Below are 19,741 nucleotides of genomic sequence, written 5' to 3' on the forward strand. Positions count from 1 at the left end.
AGGTGCAATCCTCCATGATCGGAGTTACACCGTTTCTTTTACAGTCCCACGACCGAATAAGCCTGATCAACCTGGGCGCTTTTGAGGGCAACGCGGGTCCGTGACCTTGCCGGATCCAGGCTCGAGAGTGTGCTCTGGCTTGACCTTGACACCGACTCGCCCGTCGTGGAACTGTCGCACTGAGGTTAAACGTCAAGCTAAGAAGCCGTTGTCGTACCGAACTTGATCGGCGGGTTTCCGCAGTTCAGGCATGATGCCGGCATGGCGAGGCATGCTCGGGCCGTTGGGTTGTCTCGTTGGTGGAGGTGCCGGGATGGCGTCGGTGGTGGGTCTCCTGGAGGAGCGGGAGCTGGCCGCGCGTGAGCGCGTGGAGGAGCTTCGGGAGGTGGCGGACCGGGTACTCGCTGAGCTCGCCGAAGCGGAGACGGCCTGGCACGAGTGGCTGATCGCCCGGCAGCGCGTTGGCGAGGTTCTGTCCGGGCCACGGCCCGGACAGGCAGGTGAAGCAGGCCCGGGAGCCGGTGAGTCTTCCGGGTCGGAGCCCGCAACGAACGCGCCCGCCGAGGTTCCCCTACCGAGGGCCGCGCGATGGGGCTCGATCGTCCCGGTGTGGCGTCCCGCGCTTTCCATGGACGTGCTCGCTCCCCACTACCAGCGCATCCTCACCACGCTCACCGAACAAGCATCCGGCGGGAAGCCAGTGATGTCCTGTCAGGAGATCGCTGCCTTACTCGGACTGGAGCCGGTTCCGGCAAGTGTGGAAGGAGTTCGGTCGAAGATGAAGCGGCTGGCCGACCGGGGCTGGGCCGACGAGCCCACCCTGGACGGTTCACGCTCGCCACCGGGCCAGCCGGCGGCTCATGAGTATCGTCATCGACCACAGCACCATCTGCTCATGCAGGGCGGGGCAGCTCGTCCTCGCGTGATCGCCAACGAAAGAGCAACCGATGCAACCGATTGTCCTATTCGACCTAGACGGCCTTTTGATCGACTCCGAGCCGATCTGGGACGCGGCAAAGCGTGAGGTGTTCGGTCCGCTTGGCCTGCACCTCACAACGGAGATGCAGGCGGCGACGCGCGGGCTTCGGCAAAGGGACATGGTGGCCTATTGGTTCGATCGGGCCACCATTCAGTGGTCGTTAAGTCCGACTTCTCTTCGTTCGTGATCGCTCGATCGTGGTACTGATCGCGGTCCGGGCTGCTCGATGGGCATGTCCATGTTGAGATGCGGGGCGTGATGAGAGAGCCGTATCTCAGCGATTTGTCGGATGGGCAGTGGGCGTTGATCGAGCCGATGATCACGGCCTGGAAACAGGGCCGGGTGGCGCGGTCGGCGACCGGGGATCCCGGGTCCTGTGACCTGAGGGAGGTCGTGAACGCGATCTTCTACCAGAACCGGACGGGCTGTCAGTGGCGCATGCTGCCGCATGACCTGCCGGCCTGGTCGGCGGTGTTCTACTACTTCAGGTTGTGGCGCGAGGACGGGCTCGACCAGCGGATTCAGGAACTCCTTCGCTGCCAGGTCAGGGAGAAAGCCCGCCGATTAGAGGACCCGTCCCTCGTGATCATCGACACCCAGTCCGTCCGCGCTGCGGCGGGTGTCCCCCGGACCACGACCGGGCTGGACGCGAACAAGAAGGTCTCGGGACGCAAGCGGGGACTGGCCGTCGACGTGCTGGGGCTGATCATCGGCGTCGTCGTCATGGCCGCCTCGGCGCACGACAACGCCGCCGGCATCGCCCTGCTCGACCAGGCCGCCGAGCGGTGCGGAATGCGCCTGGAGAAAGCCCTGGTCGACCAGGGCTTCAAGGAAGCGGTCATCGTTCACGGCGCACTGCTGGACATCGGCGTCGAGGTCGTCCGCCGCAACCCCGCTGACCAGGGCAAAGGGTTCGTCCCGCAGCCCAAGCGGTGGGTGGTCGAGCAGACGAACGGCACGCTGATGCTCCACCGGCGCCTGACCCGTGAGTACGACCACCGGCCCGACACCTCCGCCTCACGCGTCTACTGGGCCTCCACCGCCAACATGGCCCGCCGCCTCACCACACCCACGCCGACCTGGCGCGACACCATCGGGCTGGCCGCGTGAACATCACCGAACTCCTGGTGGACCTTCACCTCCGGGAGAACGAGGCCACGGCCCGGGCAGACGAACTCCGCCATCAGATCGCGCACTTCACCGCCGCCCTCACCGAGACCGAAGCTCGCCTCGCGGACCTCGCCACCACCCGCAAGGTCATCACCGAACTCGCACCTACCGGCACCGAACCCGATCCGCCCGAGTCGAGCACCGCCTACCAGACCATCGTCGACGCCTTCAACCAGCACCCCGACCAGGCGTTCCGGGCCCGCGACCTGCACGAACTCCTCGACATGCCCACCGACGAAGCATCCGTCAACATCACCCGCAGCCGCCTCGGACGACTCACCCGCCAAGGCTTCCTCACCCAACCCGGACGAGGCCGCTACCAGAAACGGACTTAACGTCCACTCAAGCCGACCCCGACGACGTCGAGCAGCAGATCGTGGCCGCCGTGTGCCGTAGGTTGGAGGGAGTGACGCTGAAACCCGGCGCCGAACACGCCGTCGCGGCGTGCGCGCGTGCATCGAGGGCGATGGCCGTCGTGTCATCTTCGCCGGAGTCGGTGATTCGGCATGCGCTCGCGAGCACCGGCCTTGACCGATCTTTCGATGCCGTGTTTTCGGCCGAAGACGACGAACACGGCAAACCCCACCCGGGCGCCTATCTCCGCGCAGCCGCCGCCCTCGGGGCGTCACCCGGCGAATGCATTGTGATCGAGGACTCGCTCAACGGCCTCCTCGCTGGCGTGTCAGCCCAGATGACGGTCGTCGCCGTTCCCGAGGCCGCTGATCGCTGCGATCCTCGCTTTGCGATTGCCACTCTGGTACTGGAGTCCCTCAAGGATCTCGATACCTCTGTATTCGGCGCGTATGTGTCCAGGGGGAGCCGGGACGCCACGTGGGCATCGCGTGCTGCGGATCCTCAACCGTTCCGTGAACCAGATCGTGCTGTATGACGCCCTCGATCGTGGGTTCGGGCCTTCACGGGTGAAGGCCCGAACCCACCCCGGGACGGTTCACGCTCGCCACCGGGCCAGCCGGCGGCTCATGAGCATCGTCATCGACCACAGCACCATCTGCTCAGTGTACCGGCGGACAGCGTCTCGTAGTCGCGCACCAGGCGCCGCGAGCGCATCAGCCAGCTCAGCGTGCGTTCCCCCACCCAGCGTCTGGGCAGCACCACGAACCCCGAGGCGTCGCCGCTGCGCTTGACGATCTCAAGAGCGAGCCCCAGTTGCTGCTTCGCCCAGCCGACCAGGCGACCCGCGTAGCCGCCGTCGGCCCACACCAGGACGATCCTGGGCGATAGCAGGCCCGGACACGTTCCAGCAGCGGCATCGCGGCGTCCCGGTCCGTCACGTTCGCCGCGGTGACCATCACGGCCAGCAGCAGCCCCAGGCAGTCGACCACGATGTGCCGCTTGCGCCCCGGCACCTTCTTGGCCCCGTCGTAGCCGCGGGTGGCCGCCGGCACCGTGGCCGCCGCCCGCAGTGACTGTGCGTCGATCACCGCCGCGGTTGGCTCCGGATCGCGGCCGGCCTCCTCGCGGACCAGGCCGCGCAACCGGTCGTGCAGTTCCGCGAGCAAGCCCTTCACACGCCACCGCCGCGCGAAGGCGTAGACGCGGTCCCACGCCGGGAAGTCGCCCGGCATCGCTCGCCAGGTGATGCCGCCCGCCACCAGATAGCGAACAGCGTCCAACATCTATCGGTGGCAGTACCCCTCCGTCTGCCCGCCCCGCCCCTCCAGCCACAGTGGCACCGGCAGACAGTCGCGCACGAGGGCCCATTCCGCGTCCGTCATGTCCGACGGATAGCGCGGTGCACGTCCAGGGCGATCACCCGCGTTCCCGAACCGGTGAGCAAGGCAATCACACGATGGGGCAGCCCCGTTGGACTCCACCCGCACGAGAGCGTAAGACTGCAACAACAGGGCCTCCTGGTGCGCTCCGGCTTCGACAACCATGAGCTGAACCGGAGGCCCTGCCTTCATGCGCGCACAAGCGAGAGATCACCCGACAGAGTCGCCACACTCGAACCGATGTCCACCATGATCGGTACGACAACAGCTTCTAACCTTGATCTTTAACCTCGCTGTTGTTTCAAGCGGACATGTTCGGTGAGGGTTTCGGGTCGTTTCACGGTCTTTCCGGGCTCGTGGCGTGGGGCTGGCCTGCGGTTTTTGGAGCCGGGTGGGCGTCCGGGGCCGGGCCGGGTGGGTCTTGGCACACCTGCGGGACGGGGGGTCTTCGCGCGGAGGTGGCGGAACCCCCGGCGGACGCGTGCGGGGGTGAGCCGGCGGGGCTCGGCGGGCCGTTCCCAGGGGCGGCGGAGGTCCTCGGCGAGCGGTCGGGCGAGGCGGAGCTGGGTGTGGGCGGCGATGATCAGCCAGGTCCACAGGTCGGCGGTGTGCGGGTCTCGGACCTTCGGGACGGTCCAGCCGAGGGTCTGCTTGAACAGCCGAAAGGTGTGCTCGAGATCGAAACGCCGGAGGAACGCCTGCCAGCGCAGGTCGACGTCCCGGCCGGCCATCCCGGCCTTGGAGGACCACAGCCAGACCGGTTTCGGGTCGCGGTCGCCAGGCAGGCGCTCGACCTTCAGCCGTATCAATGTGCCGTGGATCAGGGGGAGTTCACCGCAGTGGTCGAGCCAGGGGCCGCGGGCCTGAAGGCGGGGGTGCATGCGGTCCCAGGCGAGGGCTTCGGCCCGGCCGTAGCGGGTGGTGTCGCAGGTCGTGGCCTGGTCGGGGGTGTGCCAGGAGTCCGGCTTCGAGAAGGTGAGCACGCCGCCGTGCTTGCGGGGCTGCCCGCCGCGCGGGGTGGAACGACGCGGGCCTGCGTCGCGGAGCATGACCCGGTCCGAGCGCAGTCGGCCGACCAGCTCGACGGGCAGGTCCGCCAGTACGTAGGCGAGGCGGGTGACGTCGTAGCCGGAGTCCACGACGATGAGAATGTCCGGGTCGCCGCGCTTCCACTGGCCGGCCCGCAGGAGCTGGCCGACGACCTCGCGGAGCTGGCCGGCGGTTACCGCGGTGGCGTCGTCGGCCGGGCCCAGGCGGATCGCGTCGAGCACGGCGGTCCACGAGGTGCGTCCTGTTTCCAGGGCGGCGACGAAGGAATAGGGCCAGCCGGGGATCATCTGGTCAGCACTGCGACCTCGCCCGTATACGTGGCAGAACAGCAGGTCCGGGATGGTGGGCGCGTCGGGCCGCAGCCAGTTGCTCACGTCGACCGCGAGGACGATCCGCCCGTCGGCCGCCCTCGGCAGCGGCGTCGAGGCCAACAGTCTGCGCAGGCGACGCGGCTCCAGCCAGCCGTGGTTGACCGCGTCGTACATCGCTCCATGCCCGCGCCGGTGCTCGGCCGTCAGCGTGAGCTCGACCAGCGACCTGACCGGCCCGTCCGTGCACAGCACCGCGTCGGTGAGCTCGAAGAGCGCATCCGCACGGGCATACAGGCACTCGTAGAACTCAACACGAAAGCGGGACAGGACACCCAACGCCTCGACGGCGGGAACATCGACAGGGAAACTCATCCTCAGCGGCCGTTCCTCGACACTTCGTTACTCGACATCTCGAAGCGTGGAGGGCGGCCGCGTCGCGCGCTCCCGGAAACGGTAGACCTCAGCAGGTCGGATGACGGGCGAGGTTAAAGATCAAGCTAACTCCTCAACGTGCTCGTCCGGCTGTCGGCACAACTGCGGATCAGCCTGCCGGCACAGCCCGTCGCTCCTGACGTCGTCAATCCGCTGGTCAATCTCCACGACGAGAAGGAGAGCCACCCTGATCGAGTGACGTGTGGGTGGGATGATCCCCGAGGCGGACGTGAGCACACCGATTGCTCAACGGGAAGGCTCGGATGAACACTTGGCAGGACCTCGTAGCGCTGGTGGAAGTGCGGCTGGAGGCCACGTCGCCCAGTGTGCGGGGCGTTTTCGCCGCGGGTGTTGCCGAGCGCCTGATGAGCTGGCACGAGACTCTGCCCGAGGCTGAACAGGCAGCCTTCACTCTGGGGCTGCGTCCGCTCCTGAACTCGGTGTGGGAGGGCGCCCTGGGCGATCCGGCGGCGTTTACCGCTGTCAACCGCGGCTTGGCCGAGTACGTGCTCGGCGACCACTGCCACAACGACGGCCAGGCGGGGCCTGACGATGCGCACGAGCCGGCCGCTGCCGCGAGCCTCAATGCCGCGTACGCGTACCTCTTCGGATGCACCGAGCTCGCGGTCTGGGCCAGTCGCCGGGCTGTGGATGGCCAGCACCTCGAGTACCTCGCCAAGCGGGAAGAGGGATGCCTTCTCGACACGGACAAGGCGCTCATCGACGAACTCAAGCGCCGACTGCGGGACCTCGACCTCGTCGCCGCGCGTTCGACGGAACTGCGTCACGCCTTGTTCGGACTACCCATCCTCACGTCCATCCCGCTCCGTGTGGATCTGCGCACTCCTCTTTCCAGCCGCGACTGACCGGGGCAACTTCCCCGTCAACCGTCGTTCAGCTTCCGTGATGCGGGCGCGTCGCGGACGCCTTGCGGAGGCGGAAGGACCCTGCGCCGTTGCCGGTGTCCGGGCTGGGTGTCAGGGGCGGGTAGCGGAAGCGCCGTGAGGGGTGGCGGGCCGGGCAGGCCAGGTGGCCCACCGGGTGGGGGTGAAGGCGTCGGCGTCGCGGCGGATCTCCACGGCGCCGGGGCCCGCGAAGTGGGCCGGGACGACCAGTTCCCGGCTCTCCACGGCCTGTTGAAGGATCCGGCGCCGTGTGGCCACCGCACCTTTCGCGTCCAGGCAGAAACAACTGTTGCAGGAGGGGCTGACGATCTGCACCGGGCTGTGCAGGAGGTCACCGACAAAGACGGCCCGTTCGCCGCCGGATGCCAGGCGCAGCACGGACGAGCCCGGCGTGTGGCCGGGCGCGGACTCCAGGGTGAGGTGTTCGTCGATACGGTGGGTGCCGTGCCACAGCACGGCCTGCCCGGCCTGATGGATGGGCGCGACGCTGTCCTGGTAGACCAGCCGGTCGTCGGGACTGCGGCCTGTGCCATGGGAGTTGGCCGGCCCGAAGTGGAAATCGTCCGCCGCCGGGATGAGGTAGCGGGCACGGGGGAAAGTCGGGACCCACTCCCCCGGCGTCGCGGGTGTTCCAGCCGACGTGATCGGCGTGGAGGTGGGTGTTGACGACGACGTCGACGTCCTGCGGGCGGATCCCGGCCCGTGCCAGGGCACCGAGGAAGTCTGTCTGCCAGTGGTGGAACTGCGGCGAGTGCGGCCGTTCGCGGCCGTTGCCGACGCCGGTGTCGACCAGGACGGTCTGTCCGCCGCTGCGCAGGACCCAGGTCTGCAGGGCCATCACCGCCCGGTCGTCCTGCACCTGCCAGTGGTCCGGCGCCAGCCAGTGCTCGTTGTCCTGCCATACCCGGGCCTCGGAGTCCGCCACGAGACCGCGGGCGGGGGCGAACGGTCCCTGCCACTCCAGGACCCGGATGACCTCGACGTCCCCCACCATGATTGCCTGCTTGTTCTCACTCGTCATACCTCCGACTCTAGGAAGCGCCGGTGAGCTGCTCAATGTCCTTCCGGCTCAGGTGAATACGCGAACGTCTCACCCTTGATGCTCGGTGATGGACGCGGTGGATACCGTGGCCCGATGGACGTGGTGAGTGATGCGATCTCGGCCGTGCGGATCGGGCGGCCCTCCTCGGAGCGGGTACGGGTGAGCGGCAGCTGGTGCACGCGCCTCGCCCCGTACGACGGCGCCGGTTTCCACGTCGTCCTGGAGGGGAACTGCTGGCTGCTGCCCGACGGAGGCGCTGCCCTGTCGCTGGGGCCGGGTGACGCGGTGCTGCTGCCGTACGGCACCGGGCATGTGATCGCCGATAGTCCGGTCGATGCCCGGGCTGTGGAACGGGCGGTGCCGTTCGGTCAGTGGGACGCGGTACATGCCCCGGACGGGCCACACCGGACGGGCGCAGGCAGAACATGCACCGGTGCCGGCAGGACAGGCGCCATGAGCGGGCTGCCCGGGGCATACGAGGTGGACGGGGCGGACCGGATGAGCGGCCTGCCCGGTGCAGGCGGGGCTGGTGAGACGGACCGGATGGATGGGGCGAGCGGGGTCGGGGGTGGGCGCCGGGTGGTGGAGATGCTGTGCGGCAAGTACCGGCTCGACCGCAGCCGGGTGCACCCGCTGATGGCGGAGCTGCCGGAGGTCGTCCACCTGCCGAACCGCGTGGGCGCGCGTCCTGAACTGCGGGCCGCCATCGACCTGCTGGGCCGTGAGCTGGACGGCCGGCGGCCAGGCTCGGGCATCGCGGTGCCGGGCCTGCTCGACCTGCTCCTCGTCTACATGATCCGTTCCTGGGTGGCCGAGGACGGCAGCGGTGCATGGCCGGCCGTCCTGGGCGATCCGGTCGCCGCCGCCGCGCTGCGGGCCGTGCACTCGGATCCGGCCGCCCCCTGGACCAGTCAGACACTGGCCGCGGCCGCGGGGTGTCCCGGCCCACGCTGGCCCGCCGCTTCACCGCTCTGGTGGGCCGGCCCCCGATGGCGTACCTCACCTGGTGGCGGCTCAGCCTGGCCGCGGCCCTGCTGCGCGACACCACGCAGCCGCTCGCCGCGGTCGCGCGTCAGGTCGGCTACGGCAGCCCGTACGCCCTCTCGCACGCCTTCAGCCGCGAGTTCGGCACCACCCCGGGGCGCTACCGGGCCCAGCCCTCCCCCGCACCGTCCTCAGAGGACGACACCGGGTGAACGTGCGGGCGACGCCCCCGCGGTGGTGGTGGCAGGCGGACCGCCCTCGTCCGGCCCGGCTTCGTCAGCACCGGTAGCCGTTGGGAACCTGGAGGAGAGCCACAAAGATCCAGACCATGACCGGGGCGCCGGCCGTGCCGCCCAGGAGGGCGACCGCGAGGTTCCAGCGTCCTACGTAACCGATGAGCATCCCCCACCACACCGCTCCGCCGTGATCGTGAGCAGGTCGCCGTAGAAGACCGGGGCGAGCCCGTTGGCCGCACCGTTCACTCCGACGTCACACGCCCGCCAAGCGGCTGCCAGGAACATCGACCGAGCACACCGGTGGCCAGGCCGGCCACTGGGGCGACCGCACAGCCCCACTGTCCGTGCGTCACGCCGACCCGCATCGTGATCTGATCGCCTTGGTCGTCGTCCCCGGTGAGCAAGGTTTCTCCGAAGGGAGGAGCAATGCTCATGACCTGTGGACCTACCTCGGGTTGGACGCGAAAGGCGTAGCTTCCCGGGTGATCGGCTTCTGGTCATCTGTAGCGGAGCTGGCCGACCAGCGTGACGAGCGCGGGCGTCGCCTGCTGGTCCGCAACGGCCATCACCAGGCGAGGAAGGTCACCATCGCGGCCGGGGTGGTAGAGGTGAAGGCCCCACGCGTGAACGACAGGGGCAGTGACGAGGCGACGGGCGAGCGCAAGCGGTTCTCCAGCGACGATCACCCGCTTCACCCAGCAATGGCAAGCCGACCACACCGCGTTCGGTCAGCGAGATCTGTCCGCCGGCGACTACGTCTCCGTCTGGGCCGACGGCATCCACCTGCGCACCACGAACCCCATCGAGTCCACGTTCGCCACGGTCCGGCTCCGCACAAAGGCCACCCAGGGCGCCGGCAGCGCGGCCGCCGCCCTGGCGATGGTCTTCAAGCTCGTCGAGTCCGCCCAGGTCCGCTGGCGGGCCGTGAACGCACCCCATCTCGTCACCCTCCCCTCGTCCGCGCTGGAGCCCGCTTCGAGCGCGGACACCTCGTCGAACGCCCGGCGGGCCCGCATCGCATGAGGCGCGTGCCGACAGGACGTGAAATGCGATGGACACGGTGATCTCAGCGGCCGTACCCTCGACCGGTCCCAGCCTTCACACGTTCGAAGAGGTGCATTTGATGACGGTCCAGGTACTCGCGGCCAACTCCCGTCGGCCGCATTGCCCAGCCGTTCTGACCTCCACGGACCGAAGGAACCCTTGTAGTGGATCTGCCACGTAGCTTCACCATCCGCGAGAGCAGCCATCGCATCTGCAACCCGTTCACCAGCGAGAAACTGACCATCCTGGGTCAGGCCATCAACCCGTCGCCGGGTACCCGCATGCTCGACCTCGCCTGCGGCAAGGGCGAGATGCTGTGCACCTGGGCCCGGGACCACGGTGTGTCCGGCACCGGGGTGGACATCAGCACCGTCTTCATCGACGCTGCCCGCGGGCGGGCCGTGGAGCTGGGCGTTGCCGACCAAGTCGGCTTCGTGCACGCGGACGCCTCGGGCCATGTCGCCGACGATCCTGTCGGCATCGCCGCCTGCATCGGCGCCACCTGGATCGGCTCTGGCGTGGCGGGTACCGTCGAACTCCTGCGGCGCAGTCTCGTTCCCGGCGGCATGATGCTGATCGGCGAACCGTACTGGCGCCGCGAGCCTGAGGACCAAGTCGCCGTCGAGGGCTGTCACATGGCCCGCAAGGACGACCTGCTCCCGCTGCCAGAACTGCTCGAACAGTTCAGCGCCCTGGGCTGTGATGTCGTCGAGATGGTCCTTGCCGACCAGGACAGCTGGGACCGGTACGTCGCGGCACAGTGGCTCAACATCCGACGCTGGCTCGATGCCAACCCCGACGACGAGCTCGCCGACGAAATGCGTGCGGAACTCGCTGCGGCACCCGTCCAGCACGCCAGGTACCAGCGCGAATACCTTGGGTGGGGCGTGTTCGTCCTGATGGACCGCTGACACACCACTCCCAGTGAGCCCCGGCGCCACCTGCCGGGGCTCACCCGTGTGGCACCGCACCTCGAAGCCCCTCAAACACCGAGAGCATGTCTACGCGCCACGTGATCCACAGATCTTGACAATTACTCCCAAGGTAGGCGCCCTTGATGAGAGTGCCCGCGTCGCAGCCGGCTGCCCGGCCGACGTATCCGTAGTGGACGTTGGAAAAGGCGGACGCGAAGGACGCGTTCGGCATCGCGGAAGCCGACCGCGCGATCCTCACACTCTGCGGGCTGGCGACGGCAAGGATCGTTCCAGACGTCCCGAACTCACACCCGACCAGCTTGACCAAAGACGTGGGGCCCACAGGGTGCGCAGGGCGGCGGGACCGGGGCGCGGTGGGGCGGACCGGGGCAGGGCAGGGCGGGGCGGGGCGGGGCGGAACGCAACCCGCTGCCTCTCCCCGCCACCCCTGACACCCCGTTATGTCCGCAGCTCCGTCCTGGAGTCCGGGGGCGGGCGCCGTGGGCCTCTGCAGGCGGCTCGCGCTGGAGCAGGGCCGGTGGGGATGGGGTCAGGTGAGGTGTGGGGGTGCGTCGTCCAGGAGCAGTCGCTTCTGCGGCTTGCCCATCGCGTTGCGCGGGATGGCGGTGACGAAGCGGACCTCGCGGGGGCGTTTGTGGACCGACAGGTGCGCGGCGACGAAATCGGTGAGTTCGCTGCCGGTGACGTTCTGGGCGACGACGAAGGCGACGATCCGCTGGCCGAGGTCGGTGTCGGGGACGCCGACCACGGCCGCCTCGCTGACCGCGGGGTGGTCCAGCAGAGCGTTCTCGATCTCGCCCGCTCCGATCCGGTACCCGCCGGACTTGATCAGGTCGGTGGAGGCGCGGCCCACGATCCGGTGGACCCCGTCGCGATCGTCGACGGCCGCGATGTCGCCCGTACGGAACCAGCCGTCCTCGGTGTATGCGGCGGCGGTGGCCTCGGGCCGGCCGAGGTAGCCGGAGAACAGGGTGGGGCCGGTGAGCTGGAGTTCGCCGATGTCGGCGCCCGGCTCGGCGGCGATGCGTGTGGTGATGCCCGTGAGCGGGGTGCCGACCGTGCCGGGGCGGACCTCGCCGCCCGCGCGGCCGCTGACGGTGATCAGGGTCTCGGTCATCCCGTAGCGCTCGACGGGGCGCTGCCCGGTCAGGCGCTCAAGGTCGCGGAAGACCGGCGCGGGCAGGGCCGCGCTGCCCGACACCAGCAGCCGGGCCCCGGACAGGGCGGCGGCGGACGCCGGGGCGGACGCGATGCGCGACCACACGGTGGGCACACCGAAGTAGAGGCTGCCACCGGCCGCGGCGTACGCCTCGGGGGTCGGCCGGCCGGTGTGCACGAGGCGGCTGCCGGTGCGCAGGGCGCCCAGGACGCCCAGCACCAGGCCGTGGACGTGGAACAGCGGCAGTCCGTGGACCAGGGTGTCCTCGGCGCTCCACTGCCAGGCCTCGGCGAGCGCGTCGAGGTCGGCGGTGATCGCTGCACGGCTGAGGACCACGCCCTTGGGCGGGCCCGTGGTGCCGGAGGTGTAGAGGATCAGCGCGGGATCACCGGGCGCGTGCGTAACTGCGGGCCCGGCAGGGGCGCGGCGGGCGAAGTCCGTCTCGATGAGGCGGGCGCGGGAGTCGGCCAGGATGTGTCCGCGCTCGGCGGGCCCGGCGTCTGGGGGCAGTGGTACGCAGGGCACCCCGGCGAGGAGTCCGCCGACGACGGCAGCCACGGTTTCCAGGGAGGCGGTGGCGGTCACCGCGAAGGCGGGCAGGCCCGACCGGTCGAGGTCGACGGCCACCGCGCGGGCCGCGCCGAGCAGTTCCTCGTAGGAGGTGGCGCGGCCGGCGACGGTGACGGCGTCCGCGCGGTCCCCGTGGGCCCCGGTGAGGGCGGTCAGCATGGCAGCGGCTCCGTTCGGCGGCAGTACGGGTGCAACGGCCAGCCTACGGGGGTGATCCGGACCGCTGCGCACTTATGATCGGCGGGACTTGACCGTTCGATGACCGGTTCTCGACCCGTCCTCGACACGGTTTTCGACGAGTATCGATCCGGGGGAGCCCCACGTGGAAACGGCACGGTTCGCGTCACTGATCGCCGCGACGATCACCATGGGTCTGATGAGCGGCCTGTTCTACGGTTTTGCGGTGTCCGTCATGCCGGGTCTGGCGCGCAGCGCCGACCGGACCGTCATCGAGACGATGCAGCGCATCAACGTGGCGATCCTCAACGGCTGGTTCATGCTCGGCTACCTGGGGGCACTGGTGTTCACCGGGGTGGCGGTGGCGCTCCACGCCACGGGTGACGGCGGGCGCCAGGCACTGGCACCGCTGATCGGCGCGCTCGTCGCCTACATCCTGGCGATGGCGGTCACGGCTCGCATCAACATCCCGCTGAACAACGCCCTGGAACAGGCCGGGCCCGTCGAGCAGATCAAGGACATGGCCGCCGTCCGCCGCGCCTTCGAGCAGCCGTGGGTACGCGCCAATGTGTGGCGTGCGGTGCTGTGCACGGTGGCGCTGGGCCTCCTGGCCTGGGCACTGGTCTTGCACGGCCAAGGCCGCTGACGCACGTCCCTCTGGATCCGGCCCCGGCCCGCGACGCCCGGGGCCCGGGGCCCGACCGACCGACCGACCGACCAGATCCGAACGCCACGCCCCGGGGAACCGTCTCTCGCTCAGTTGCCGCGCCCCTGGGACGGCCCTGCCGAAACGGCAGGGCCGTTCCCGGCTCCGGACCCGGCCGGCGAGTTGGCCGACGTGCTCCGGTATGGCGGCCTTGATACCGCGCACCTGTCGCCCCGACGGCACGCCCAGCCCGCAGACGGGCCGAACGGCGCCACCAGGGGCTCGCCCACGATCTCGGCCCGCCGCCGGCCGTCACCGGCTTCGCCGCAGCCCACGTACTGGTGCACGTCGAGCTCCACCAGCAGTGCGGCCCGCCCGAGGCGCCGCCGGTAACGCTGCTGCAGTGAGCGCTTGCGATACCGCCCCAGCCGCCCACTATTCCGTCTTGCTAAGTACCGGTAGTCAGCGTTACGGTGTACCGGTACCCAATAACACTGGATAGCTCAGGGAGGAGGTGTTCCATGGCCAAGCTGCTGACGGAGATGCTCAAGGGCACGCTGGAGGGCATCGTCCTCGCGATCCTGTCCGGCCGGCCCGCGTACGGCTACGAGATCACGGCGGGACTGCGGGAGCAGGGTTTCTCCGACATCGCCGAGGGGACCATCTACGCGCTGCTCGTCAGGATCGAGAAGCGCGGCCTCGTCGACGTGGAGAAGGTCCCGTCCGAGAAGGGACCGCCGCGCAAGGTGTACTCCCTCAACGCTCAGGGACGGGAGTACCTCGAAGAGTTCTGGAGGACGTGGAGCTTCCTCACGGAACGACTGGAACAGCTCCGCGAAGGGGGCAAGTAACCATGTCCGATGTCGAAAAGGGCGGCTTCATCTCGAAGGTGATCGGGCCCAAGAAGCGCTGGAGGGCGTACAAGGCGCGCTCGCGTCAGCTTCCCGAGAACTACCGCACGGCGGTCGAGGCGATCGAGCGGTACCTGATGCACTTCGTGCCGACCGACGGCGACAGCAATGCGTCGATGTTCGAAGACCTGGCCGACCTGTTCGAGCAGGCAGCGGCGGACGGAACGTCGATCCGCGAGATCGTCGGGGAGGACCCGGTGGAGTTCGTCGAGGCGTTCGTCCAGAACTACTCGGAGGGAGGTTACGTCCCCACCCGTGCGCGGAAGCAGCTGACCGACGCCATCGCGCGCGCCGAGGAAGGCGAGGAAGGCGAGGAAGAGGCGACGCGATGACTGCGCGCACGACCTGCTGACCGGCGATCCACACGCAGGGCCTTGAGTGGTCGCACAAACCGAACAACGAGCTGCTGCGAGTGACGCCGCCATGGCGCCGGACGCCCGGCTGCCAACCGGCCGGCCAGCCGGCCAACCAGCCGGCCGCCGTGGGCGTTCACCCCGTCGCGGCAGGTGGCGGCGCATCCGCAGTCGCCATCGATGCGGCCTGCAGCCCCTCCACGCCACGGGCAGCCAGTTGCCCGATCCGGACTTCGACGCCCCACGGCAGCATTCACCTCGGCCAGGTGGCCCGTGGTTCAGTCGCGCTCGGGATCCCTTGCGGTGATCCGGAGGCCGGCATCACCGCGGGCACTGCGGGCACCGCCACATGGCACGACGTCAACTCGGGCCCCGGGCGGGTGCGCAGCACGCTCCCCATATCCGAGGCCCCCAGAGGAGATCGAGGACACCTTCGAGATCCGCACCCAGGCCCGAGCCCTCACGGCGACCTCGACATCCGTCGCGCCCGGGGCCGACCCGCGAAGAACGTCCTCACCCCACTCCCCCAGCCACTTCAGTCTTCGAACGGGAGGGCTCCATGCCTTCATCTGTCATGCCCACATCCAGGCAGGGCGACGGTCACCTGTCGTCGGCCGCCGTCTCCGCCGTCGGGCTGCGCAAGTCCTACGGCGACAAGGTCGTGCTCGACGGCGTCGACCTGGCCGTCCCCGCAGGCACGATCTTCTCCCTGCTCGGCCCGAACGGCGCCGGCAAGACCACGGCCGTCAAGATCCTCTCCACCCTCATCTCCCCCGACCCCGCCTCCGGCGAGATCCGCATCGGCGGCCACGACCTCGCCACCGACCCGCAGGCGGTCCGCGCCGCGATCGGTGTCACCGGACAGTTCTCCGCCGTCGACGGCCTGATCACCGGCGAGGAGAACATGCTCCTCATGGCGGACCTGCACCACCTGTCCAAGCGCGAAGGACGCCGTGTCGCCGCCGAACTGCTGGAGCGCTTCGACCTGGTCGAGGCCGCCAAGAAGCCCGCCTCCACCTACTCCGGCGGCATGAAGCGCCGCCTCGACATCGCCATGACCCTCGTCGGCGACCCGCGGATCATCTTCCTCGACGAGCCCACCACCGGCCTCGACCCCCGCTCCCGCCACAACATGTGGCAGATCATCCGCGAACTCGTCGCCGACGGCGTCACCGTCTTCCTCACCACCCAGTACCTGGAAGAAGCCGACCAGCTCGCCGACCGCATCGCCGTACTCAACGACGGCAAGATCGCCGCCCACGGCACCGCCGAGGAACTCAAGCGGCTCATCCCCGGCGGCCACGTCCGACTCCGCTTCTCCGACCCGGCCGCCTACCGGTCCGCCGGCACCGCCCTGCCCCAGGCCACCCGGGACGACGAGGCCCTGGCCCTGCAGATCCCCAGCGACGGCAGCCAGCGCGAACTGCGCGCCCTCCTCGACCGGCTCGACTCCGTCGGCATCGAGGCCGACGAACTGACCGTCCACACCCCCGACCTCGACGACGTGTTCTTCGCCCTCACCGGCGGAACGCACGCCCCCGGCCACCCCAAGGAGACAGTCCGATGAGCGCCCTCTCCCTTGCCGTCCGTGACTCGAACACGATGCTGCGCCGCAACCTGCTGCACGCGCGGCGCTACCCGTCAGGGACCCTGAACCTCCTGCTCACGCCGATCATGATGCTGCTGCTCTTCGTCTACATCTTCGGCGACGTGATGAGCGCGGGCATCGGTGGCGGCAGGGCCGACCGCTCCGAGTACATCGCCTACATCGTGCCGGGCATCCTGCTGATGACCATCGGCAGCACCGTGATCGGGGCGGCGGTGTACGTCTCGATGGATATGACCGAGGGCCTCATCGCCCGCTTCCGCACGATGGCGATCCACCGCGGCTCGGTGCTCATCGGGCACGTCATCGGCAGCGTGCTGCAGTCGATCGCCAGCGTGGTCCTCGTCGGCACGGTCGCCGTCGCCATCGGCTTCCGCTCCACCAACGCCACGGCCCTGGAATGGCTGGCGGCATTCGGGCTGCTCGCACTCTTCGCCCTGGCCCTCACCTGGATCGCGGTCGGCATGGGCATGGCCAGCCCGCACCCGGAGGCGGCCGGCAACATGGCCATGCCGCTGATCCTCCTCCCGCTCATCTCCAGCGCCTTCATCCCGGCCGACACGATGCCGGGCTGGTTCCAGCCGATCGCCGAGTACCAGCCCTTCACCCCCGCCATCGAAACCCTGCGCGGCCTGCTCCTCGGCACCGAGATCGGCCACAACGGATGGATCGCCATCGCCTGGTGCGTGAGCCTGTCCGCGCTCGGCTATCGCTGGTCGACGGCCCACTTCAACCGCGACCCGAGGTAGCCTCCATGACAGCGCGCAGCCTCTCGCAACGTGTGGCGCTTCCCTTGTTCGCCCTGCAACCCTTGCGTGTCAGTGGCACTCGCTATCGTCCCCACCATGACCTCAAGTGATCATCTGCTTGACCTGATCCGGAACACCCCGGAGATCGATCTGCTGCTGCGGACATCGTTCAGTTTCGACATCGGGCGGAAGTATCACGGCGATGAGTTGAGGCTTGCCTCGGGTGCGCCGCTGGAGCCAATCGCCGGGGAGTCCGCCGGTGGCGCGTACTTCCTGTGCGCCGAGCAGGACGGCCGCCGACCGCTGGTGTTCGCGAGTTCCGAAGGGGAAGGCGGACTGATCGCCGACGACCTGGCCGGCGGACTGGAGATCATTATCGGGATGGCATGGCAGGACTGTCTCGGGTTCTCCGGCGGGGGTGACGTGGAGGTCATGCAGGTCTCTGCCCAGCACCTCGAACGGTCTCTGGCCCGGCACAACCCGGAGATTACCGAGGAACGAGCCCGCGTGGCTTCAGCCCTGTCACTTCGTGTCGTGCCCATAGCCGACCTCGTCGTCCGACTGCAGGACGCCGCCTCACGGACCGAGCCCGATTACGTGGTGACCTCCGAGGACGGGCAGGCGTATGACCCACCGTTCGGCGAGTTCTCGGAGCCTCGCCACGGGGGCTGGCGCTGAAACAACCGAACCCCTTGCTCGCCAGCCGACTGACCTTGTTTCCGACGGCTTCTGCGAGCCCACCGTGCGGGATGGCCGGGGCCGGACCGCAGGGAAGGTCAGCGGGTGGTGCGGCCGTGGAGCATCAGGGCGCGGGCGAGGGCGGCCAGGGCCGCCGTGCACAGCACGGTGCGGATGATGTTCGTGGTGACCCAGGTGGTCTTGAACCGCTCCACGATCGCCAAACCGTCCGCCCCGACGGCGTCGGGGTCCACGCCGGCGAGCTCGTTGTTGAGCGGGATGTTCACGGTGAAGGTGATCACAAGGACCGCGAGGTAGGCCACGGTGGCGGCACCCACCCACAGGGCGGTGGCCCGCCGGCCTCCGCGATACTCGACAACCACCGACCCGGCGGCCGCCAGCAGGGCCAGCACGAAGACCATGCCGAAGAGCGGGTTGCCGTCGATGGCCGCGTTGAAGGCACGCATCGCGGCGACGTACACCCGCTCATCACCGGCCGCCAGCCCCGGCATCACCGAGACGTCGAAAGCAAAGAACAGTCCGGCCATCAAACCCACCAGGACCGTCGAGAGCATCATCAGGACACCGGCAGACCAGGACGCTCGGGGAGCCGACGGGGACGAGGTCGAAGACGGGGACGGGGACGGGTACGGCGGCGGGCTGGCAGTCACAACGGCTTGTCTCCTCATTCCAACAAACGGCGCACGGTTCACGGTGTGCTCAGAACACCAACGCCTGATCGTGGCATCACCCGTTCAACATTCCGCCGGATTCAGCCCGCCCCTTGAGCGAATCTTTGCACCATGACAGGCGGCACACCCTGAGGCCGCGGGATGCCGCCAACACCCACCATCGTGGCGGACGTTGCTCCCTGGCCACTCTGCGGAGCAGCGGCTGCGTCCGGGGCTCTGCCCGGTGTCCTACGCACTTGTGGGACACGGGCAGGACCGTCCCGGACACAGCCGCGGCTCAGACGGCCGCGGCTGGACCTGACGCGCCCCGCCTCACGCACGACCGTGAGGCCATCGCCTCCGCCACAGGCGACAGCGCAGGCCTGGGGACGCTTTGCGGCCGGCGTCCAGGCCCCCCGTTCGGGCGGATTTCAGAGGCCGGGCCGCCGGGAGGTCCCGTGGGACGTCAGGCGCGGCAGCGCAGCATCTCCAGCGGGGGGTTGGCGTGGAAGTCCGCCCAGAAGTCCGCACCGAACTCGCGCCCGCCGGCCTCCGACACCGTCAGCGGGACCCAGGAAAGCTCGCGGAATCCGGCTGCCCGCAGGCACTTCTCGTAGACCTCGCGGCGCGGGCGGTTGGCAACGAACGAGACCGGCGGGTCGAGCAGCGCCGTGGTCCGGACCTGCGGTCCGGTCTCGACCTCCTCGCCGGTGAGCTCGCTGCGGAAGCCGTACCTCTCCGGGGTCGGTCCGTCGAAGCGGAAGTCGGGTGACTGGTTGAGCAGGAAGAACTCGCCGCCGGGCTGCAGGCTCTGGTGCGCGTTGCGGCACATCCGCTCCGTGGTGGCGATGTCCTCGGCGTAGTTGAGCAGTTGGACCGCCACCCCGACGTCGAAGCGCCGGTCGAGGGGCCGCAGCTCGGCCACGTCACCGACCTCGTAGTGCACACCCAGCGGACTGTGTTCTTCCAACTGCTGTGCCACGGCGACCATTTCACCGGAGATGTCGATACCGAGCACCTCCGCGGCGCCGCGCCGCTTGAACTCCCTGCTGTAGAAGCCGGTGCCGGAGGCCAGGTCGAGAACCGACTTGCCGCTCACGTCCCCGACCAGGGCCAGGAAGCTGGGTACCACTGCGTACTGCTCCAGCGGCAGCGCCTTGAACCCCTCGTACGCCTCACCGATCTCGTCGTACTGCTGCTGTGCGCTCATGGTGATGTCCTCCCCGTTTTCGGTATGTCCTTGGCCACGGCCCCACCCCTGGGGCACGTGGCGGCTTCTGACTGGCAGTCTCTACGGGTCCCGGCAGACCCTCGTACTGGCAGAAACCACAAAGATCCGAGCTTCATCCCGGCAACGCGTACGGCGGGCCCACGAGTTCGAGCGGGTGCCGGACTCCCAC

General features: G+C 69.1%; 20 protein-coding genes and 3 pseudogenes. 15 read left to right on the plus strand and 8 right to left on the minus strand.

Going from position 1 to position 19,741, the window contains the following annotated elements; all coding sequences use genetic code 11:
- Positions 1–313: 313 nt before the first annotated feature.
- The 5 genes from OG534_RS00005 (at position 314) to OG534_RS00020 (ending at position 3,038) form a co-directional block, all read left to right on the plus strand.
- On the plus strand, positions 314–1,024 hold the full coding sequence (locus OG534_RS00005) for a hypothetical protein (protein ID WP_326586003.1): 711 nt from the start codon (positions 314–316) through the stop codon (positions 1,022–1,024).
- Positions 948–1,166, plus strand: a complete 219-nt coding sequence (locus OG534_RS38505; protein ID WP_442807009.1) for an HAD hydrolase-like protein — start codon at positions 948–950, stop codon at positions 1,164–1,166. The genes OG534_RS00005 and OG534_RS38505 overlap by 77 nt, the downstream gene beginning before the upstream one ends.
- Positions 1,167–1,234: 68 nt before the next feature.
- A complete protein-coding gene (locus OG534_RS00010) occupies positions 1,235–2,089 on the plus strand; it encodes an IS5 family transposase (protein WP_385229381.1) in 855 nt (284 codons plus the stop codon).
- Positions 2,086–2,484 carry a hypothetical protein gene (locus OG534_RS00015; RefSeq protein ID WP_326586005.1) on the plus strand — a complete coding sequence of 133 codons (399 nt, stop codon included), beginning with the start codon at positions 2,086–2,088 and terminating at the stop codon, positions 2,482–2,484. Before OG534_RS00010 ends, OG534_RS00015 begins: the two co-directional genes overlap by 4 nt.
- Positions 2,391–3,038 carry an HAD family hydrolase gene (locus OG534_RS00020; protein WP_326593394.1) on the plus strand — a complete coding sequence of 216 codons (648 nt, stop codon included), beginning with the start codon at positions 2,391–2,393 and terminating at the stop codon, positions 3,036–3,038. Before OG534_RS00015 ends, OG534_RS00020 begins: the two co-directional genes overlap by 94 nt.
- A gap of 187 nt (positions 3,039–3,225) precedes the next feature.
- Here OG534_RS00020 and OG534_RS00025 read toward each other — a convergent pair whose 3' ends face one another.
- Positions 3,226–3,786 (minus strand): transposase, encoded by a 561-nt coding sequence (locus OG534_RS00025; RefSeq protein WP_326586006.1) that lies wholly within the window; start codon positions 3,784–3,786, stop codon positions 3,226–3,228.
- 380 nt (positions 3,787–4,166) lie between these two features.
- Positions 4,167–5,615 (minus strand): NF041680 family putative transposase, encoded by a 1,449-nt coding sequence (locus OG534_RS00030; protein WP_326586007.1) that lies wholly within the window; start codon positions 5,613–5,615, stop codon positions 4,167–4,169.
- Between the two features lie 323 nt (positions 5,616–5,938).
- Between OG534_RS00030 and OG534_RS00035 the strand changes: the two genes are divergently transcribed.
- Positions 5,939–6,541, plus strand: coding sequence for a hypothetical protein (locus OG534_RS00035; RefSeq protein WP_326586008.1), 603 nt, complete (start codon positions 5,939–5,941; stop codon positions 6,539–6,541).
- A gap of 111 nt (positions 6,542–6,652) precedes the next feature.
- On the opposite strand, the pseudogene OG534_RS00040 reads toward OG534_RS00035, so the two are convergent.
- Positions 6,653–7,601, minus strand: a pseudogene (locus OG534_RS00040) (MBL fold metallo-hydrolase).
- Between the two features lie 114 nt (positions 7,602–7,715).
- Between OG534_RS00040 and OG534_RS00045 the strand changes: the two are divergent.
- A pseudogene (locus OG534_RS00045) lies at positions 7,716–8,818 on the plus strand (AraC family transcriptional regulator).
- A 64-nt stretch (positions 8,819–8,882) separates the two neighbouring features.
- On the opposite strand, the gene OG534_RS00050 reads toward OG534_RS00045, so the two are convergent.
- A complete protein-coding gene (locus OG534_RS00050; protein WP_326586009.1) occupies positions 8,883–9,008 on the minus strand; it encodes a hypothetical protein in 126 nt (41 codons plus the stop codon).
- Positions 9,009–9,622: 614 nt separating this feature from the next.
- Here OG534_RS00050 and OG534_RS38510 point away from each other — a divergent pair.
- A pseudogene (locus OG534_RS38510) lies at positions 9,623–9,906 on the plus strand (hypothetical protein); the annotation flags it as partial.
- 144 nt (positions 9,907–10,050) lie between these two features.
- Positions 10,051–10,797, plus strand: coding sequence for an SAM-dependent methyltransferase (locus tag OG534_RS00060; protein ID WP_326586010.1), 747 nt, complete (start codon positions 10,051–10,053; stop codon positions 10,795–10,797).
- A gap of 40 nt (positions 10,798–10,837) precedes the next feature.
- Here the strand turns inward: OG534_RS00060 and OG534_RS00065 are convergent, their stop codons facing one another.
- Both OG534_RS00065 and OG534_RS00070 read right to left on the minus strand, forming a co-directional pair.
- Positions 10,838–11,032 carry a polymorphic toxin type 44 domain-containing protein gene (locus OG534_RS00065; protein WP_326593395.1) on the minus strand — a complete coding sequence of 65 codons (195 nt, stop codon included), beginning with the start codon at positions 11,030–11,032 and terminating at the stop codon, positions 10,838–10,840.
- 318 nt (positions 11,033–11,350) lie between these two features.
- A complete protein-coding gene (locus OG534_RS00070) occupies positions 11,351–12,709 on the minus strand; it encodes an acyl-CoA synthetase (RefSeq protein WP_326586011.1) in 1,359 nt (452 codons plus the stop codon).
- A 163-nt stretch (positions 12,710–12,872) separates the two neighbouring features.
- On the opposite strand from OG534_RS00070, the gene OG534_RS00075 reads away from it, so the two are divergent.
- The 6 genes from OG534_RS00075 (at position 12,873) to OG534_RS00100 (ending at position 17,670) form a co-directional block, all read left to right on the plus strand.
- The gene (locus OG534_RS00075; protein WP_326586012.1) at positions 12,873–13,373 is read left to right on the plus strand and encodes an anthrone oxygenase family protein; all 501 of its coding nucleotides are present in this window, start codon (positions 12,873–12,875) and stop codon (positions 13,371–13,373) included.
- Between the two features lie 521 nt (positions 13,374–13,894).
- On the plus strand, positions 13,895–14,224 hold the full coding sequence (locus tag OG534_RS00080) for a PadR family transcriptional regulator (RefSeq protein WP_326586013.1): 330 nt from the start codon (positions 13,895–13,897) through the stop codon (positions 14,222–14,224).
- Between the two features lie 2 nt (positions 14,225–14,226).
- Positions 14,227–14,616, plus strand: a complete 390-nt coding sequence (locus OG534_RS00085; RefSeq protein ID WP_326586014.1) for a DUF1048 domain-containing protein — start codon at positions 14,227–14,229, stop codon at positions 14,614–14,616.
- A gap of 595 nt (positions 14,617–15,211) precedes the next feature.
- Positions 15,212–16,204 (plus strand): ATP-binding cassette domain-containing protein, encoded by a 993-nt coding sequence (locus OG534_RS00090; RefSeq protein WP_326586015.1) that lies wholly within the window; start codon positions 15,212–15,214, stop codon positions 16,202–16,204.
- Positions 16,201–16,992: an ABC transporter permease gene (locus OG534_RS00095; protein WP_326586016.1), complete on the plus strand. Its 792-nt coding sequence runs from the start codon at positions 16,201–16,203 to the stop codon at positions 16,990–16,992. Before OG534_RS00090 ends, OG534_RS00095 begins: the two co-directional genes overlap by 4 nt.
- A gap of 96 nt (positions 16,993–17,088) precedes the next feature.
- On the plus strand, positions 17,089–17,670 hold the full coding sequence (locus OG534_RS00100; protein ID WP_326586017.1) for a hypothetical protein: 582 nt from the start codon (positions 17,089–17,091) through the stop codon (positions 17,668–17,670).
- 98 nt (positions 17,671–17,768) lie between these two features.
- Here OG534_RS00100 and OG534_RS00105 read toward each other — a convergent pair whose 3' ends face one another.
- Both OG534_RS00105 and OG534_RS00110 read right to left on the minus strand, forming a co-directional pair.
- Positions 17,769–18,248: an anthrone oxygenase family protein gene (locus OG534_RS00105; RefSeq protein ID WP_326586018.1), complete on the minus strand. Its 480-nt coding sequence runs from the start codon at positions 18,246–18,248 to the stop codon at positions 17,769–17,771.
- A 559-nt stretch (positions 18,249–18,807) separates the two neighbouring features.
- On the minus strand, positions 18,808–19,551 hold the full coding sequence (locus OG534_RS00110; RefSeq protein WP_326586019.1) for a class I SAM-dependent methyltransferase: 744 nt from the start codon (positions 19,549–19,551) through the stop codon (positions 18,808–18,810).
- Positions 19,552–19,741 lie beyond the last annotated feature (190 nt).

Source organism: Streptomyces sp. NBC_01294 (assembly GCF_035917235.1).
In the GTDB taxonomy this organism is placed as follows: Bacteria; Actinomycetota; Actinomycetes; order Streptomycetales; family Streptomycetaceae; genus Streptomyces; species Streptomyces caledonius.

Excerpts from the sequence above, each read along its gene's own strand:
- OG534_RS00005 (WP_326586003.1), top strand. The coding sequence starts at position 314 with ATGGCGTCGGTGGTGGGTCTCCTGGAGGAGCGGGAGCTGGCCGCGCGT.
- OG534_RS38505 (WP_442807009.1), top strand. The coding sequence starts at position 948 with ATGCAACCGATTGTCCTATTCGACCTAGACGGCCTTTTGATCGACTCC.
- OG534_RS00025 (WP_326586006.1), bottom strand. The coding sequence starts at position 3,786 with ATGTTGGACGCTGTTCGCTATCTGGTGGCGGGCGGCATCACCTGGCGA.
- OG534_RS00030 (WP_326586007.1), bottom strand. The coding sequence starts at position 5,615 with ATGAGTTTCCCTGTCGATGTTCCCGCCGTCGAGGCGTTGGGTGTCCTG.
- OG534_RS00035 (WP_326586008.1), top strand. The coding sequence starts at position 5,939 with ATGAACACTTGGCAGGACCTCGTAGCGCTGGTGGAAGTGCGGCTGGAG.
- OG534_RS00050 (WP_326586009.1), bottom strand. The coding sequence starts at position 9,008 with ATGCTCATCGGTTACGTAGGACGCTGGAACCTCGCGGTCGCCCTCCTG.
- OG534_RS00065 (WP_326593395.1), bottom strand. The coding sequence starts at position 11,032 with ATGCCGAACGCGTCCTTCGCGTCCGCCTTTTCCAACGTCCACTACGGA.
- OG534_RS00070 (WP_326586011.1), bottom strand. The coding sequence starts at position 12,709 with ATGCTGACCGCCCTCACCGGGGCCCACGGGGACCGCGCGGACGCCGTC.
- OG534_RS00080 (WP_326586013.1), top strand. The coding sequence starts at position 13,895 with ATGGCCAAGCTGCTGACGGAGATGCTCAAGGGCACGCTGGAGGGCATC.
- OG534_RS00085 (WP_326586014.1), top strand. The coding sequence starts at position 14,227 with ATGTCCGATGTCGAAAAGGGCGGCTTCATCTCGAAGGTGATCGGGCCC.
- OG534_RS00090 (WP_326586015.1), top strand. The coding sequence starts at position 15,212 with ATGCCCACATCCAGGCAGGGCGACGGTCACCTGTCGTCGGCCGCCGTC.
- OG534_RS00095 (WP_326586016.1), top strand. The coding sequence starts at position 16,201 with ATGAGCGCCCTCTCCCTTGCCGTCCGTGACTCGAACACGATGCTGCGC.
- OG534_RS00100 (WP_326586017.1), top strand. The coding sequence starts at position 17,089 with ATGACCTCAAGTGATCATCTGCTTGACCTGATCCGGAACACCCCGGAG.
- OG534_RS00105 (WP_326586018.1), bottom strand. The coding sequence starts at position 18,248 with ATGATGCTCTCGACGGTCCTGGTGGGTTTGATGGCCGGACTGTTCTTT.
- OG534_RS00110 (WP_326586019.1), bottom strand. The coding sequence starts at position 19,551 with ATGAGCGCACAGCAGCAGTACGACGAGATCGGTGAGGCGTACGAGGGG.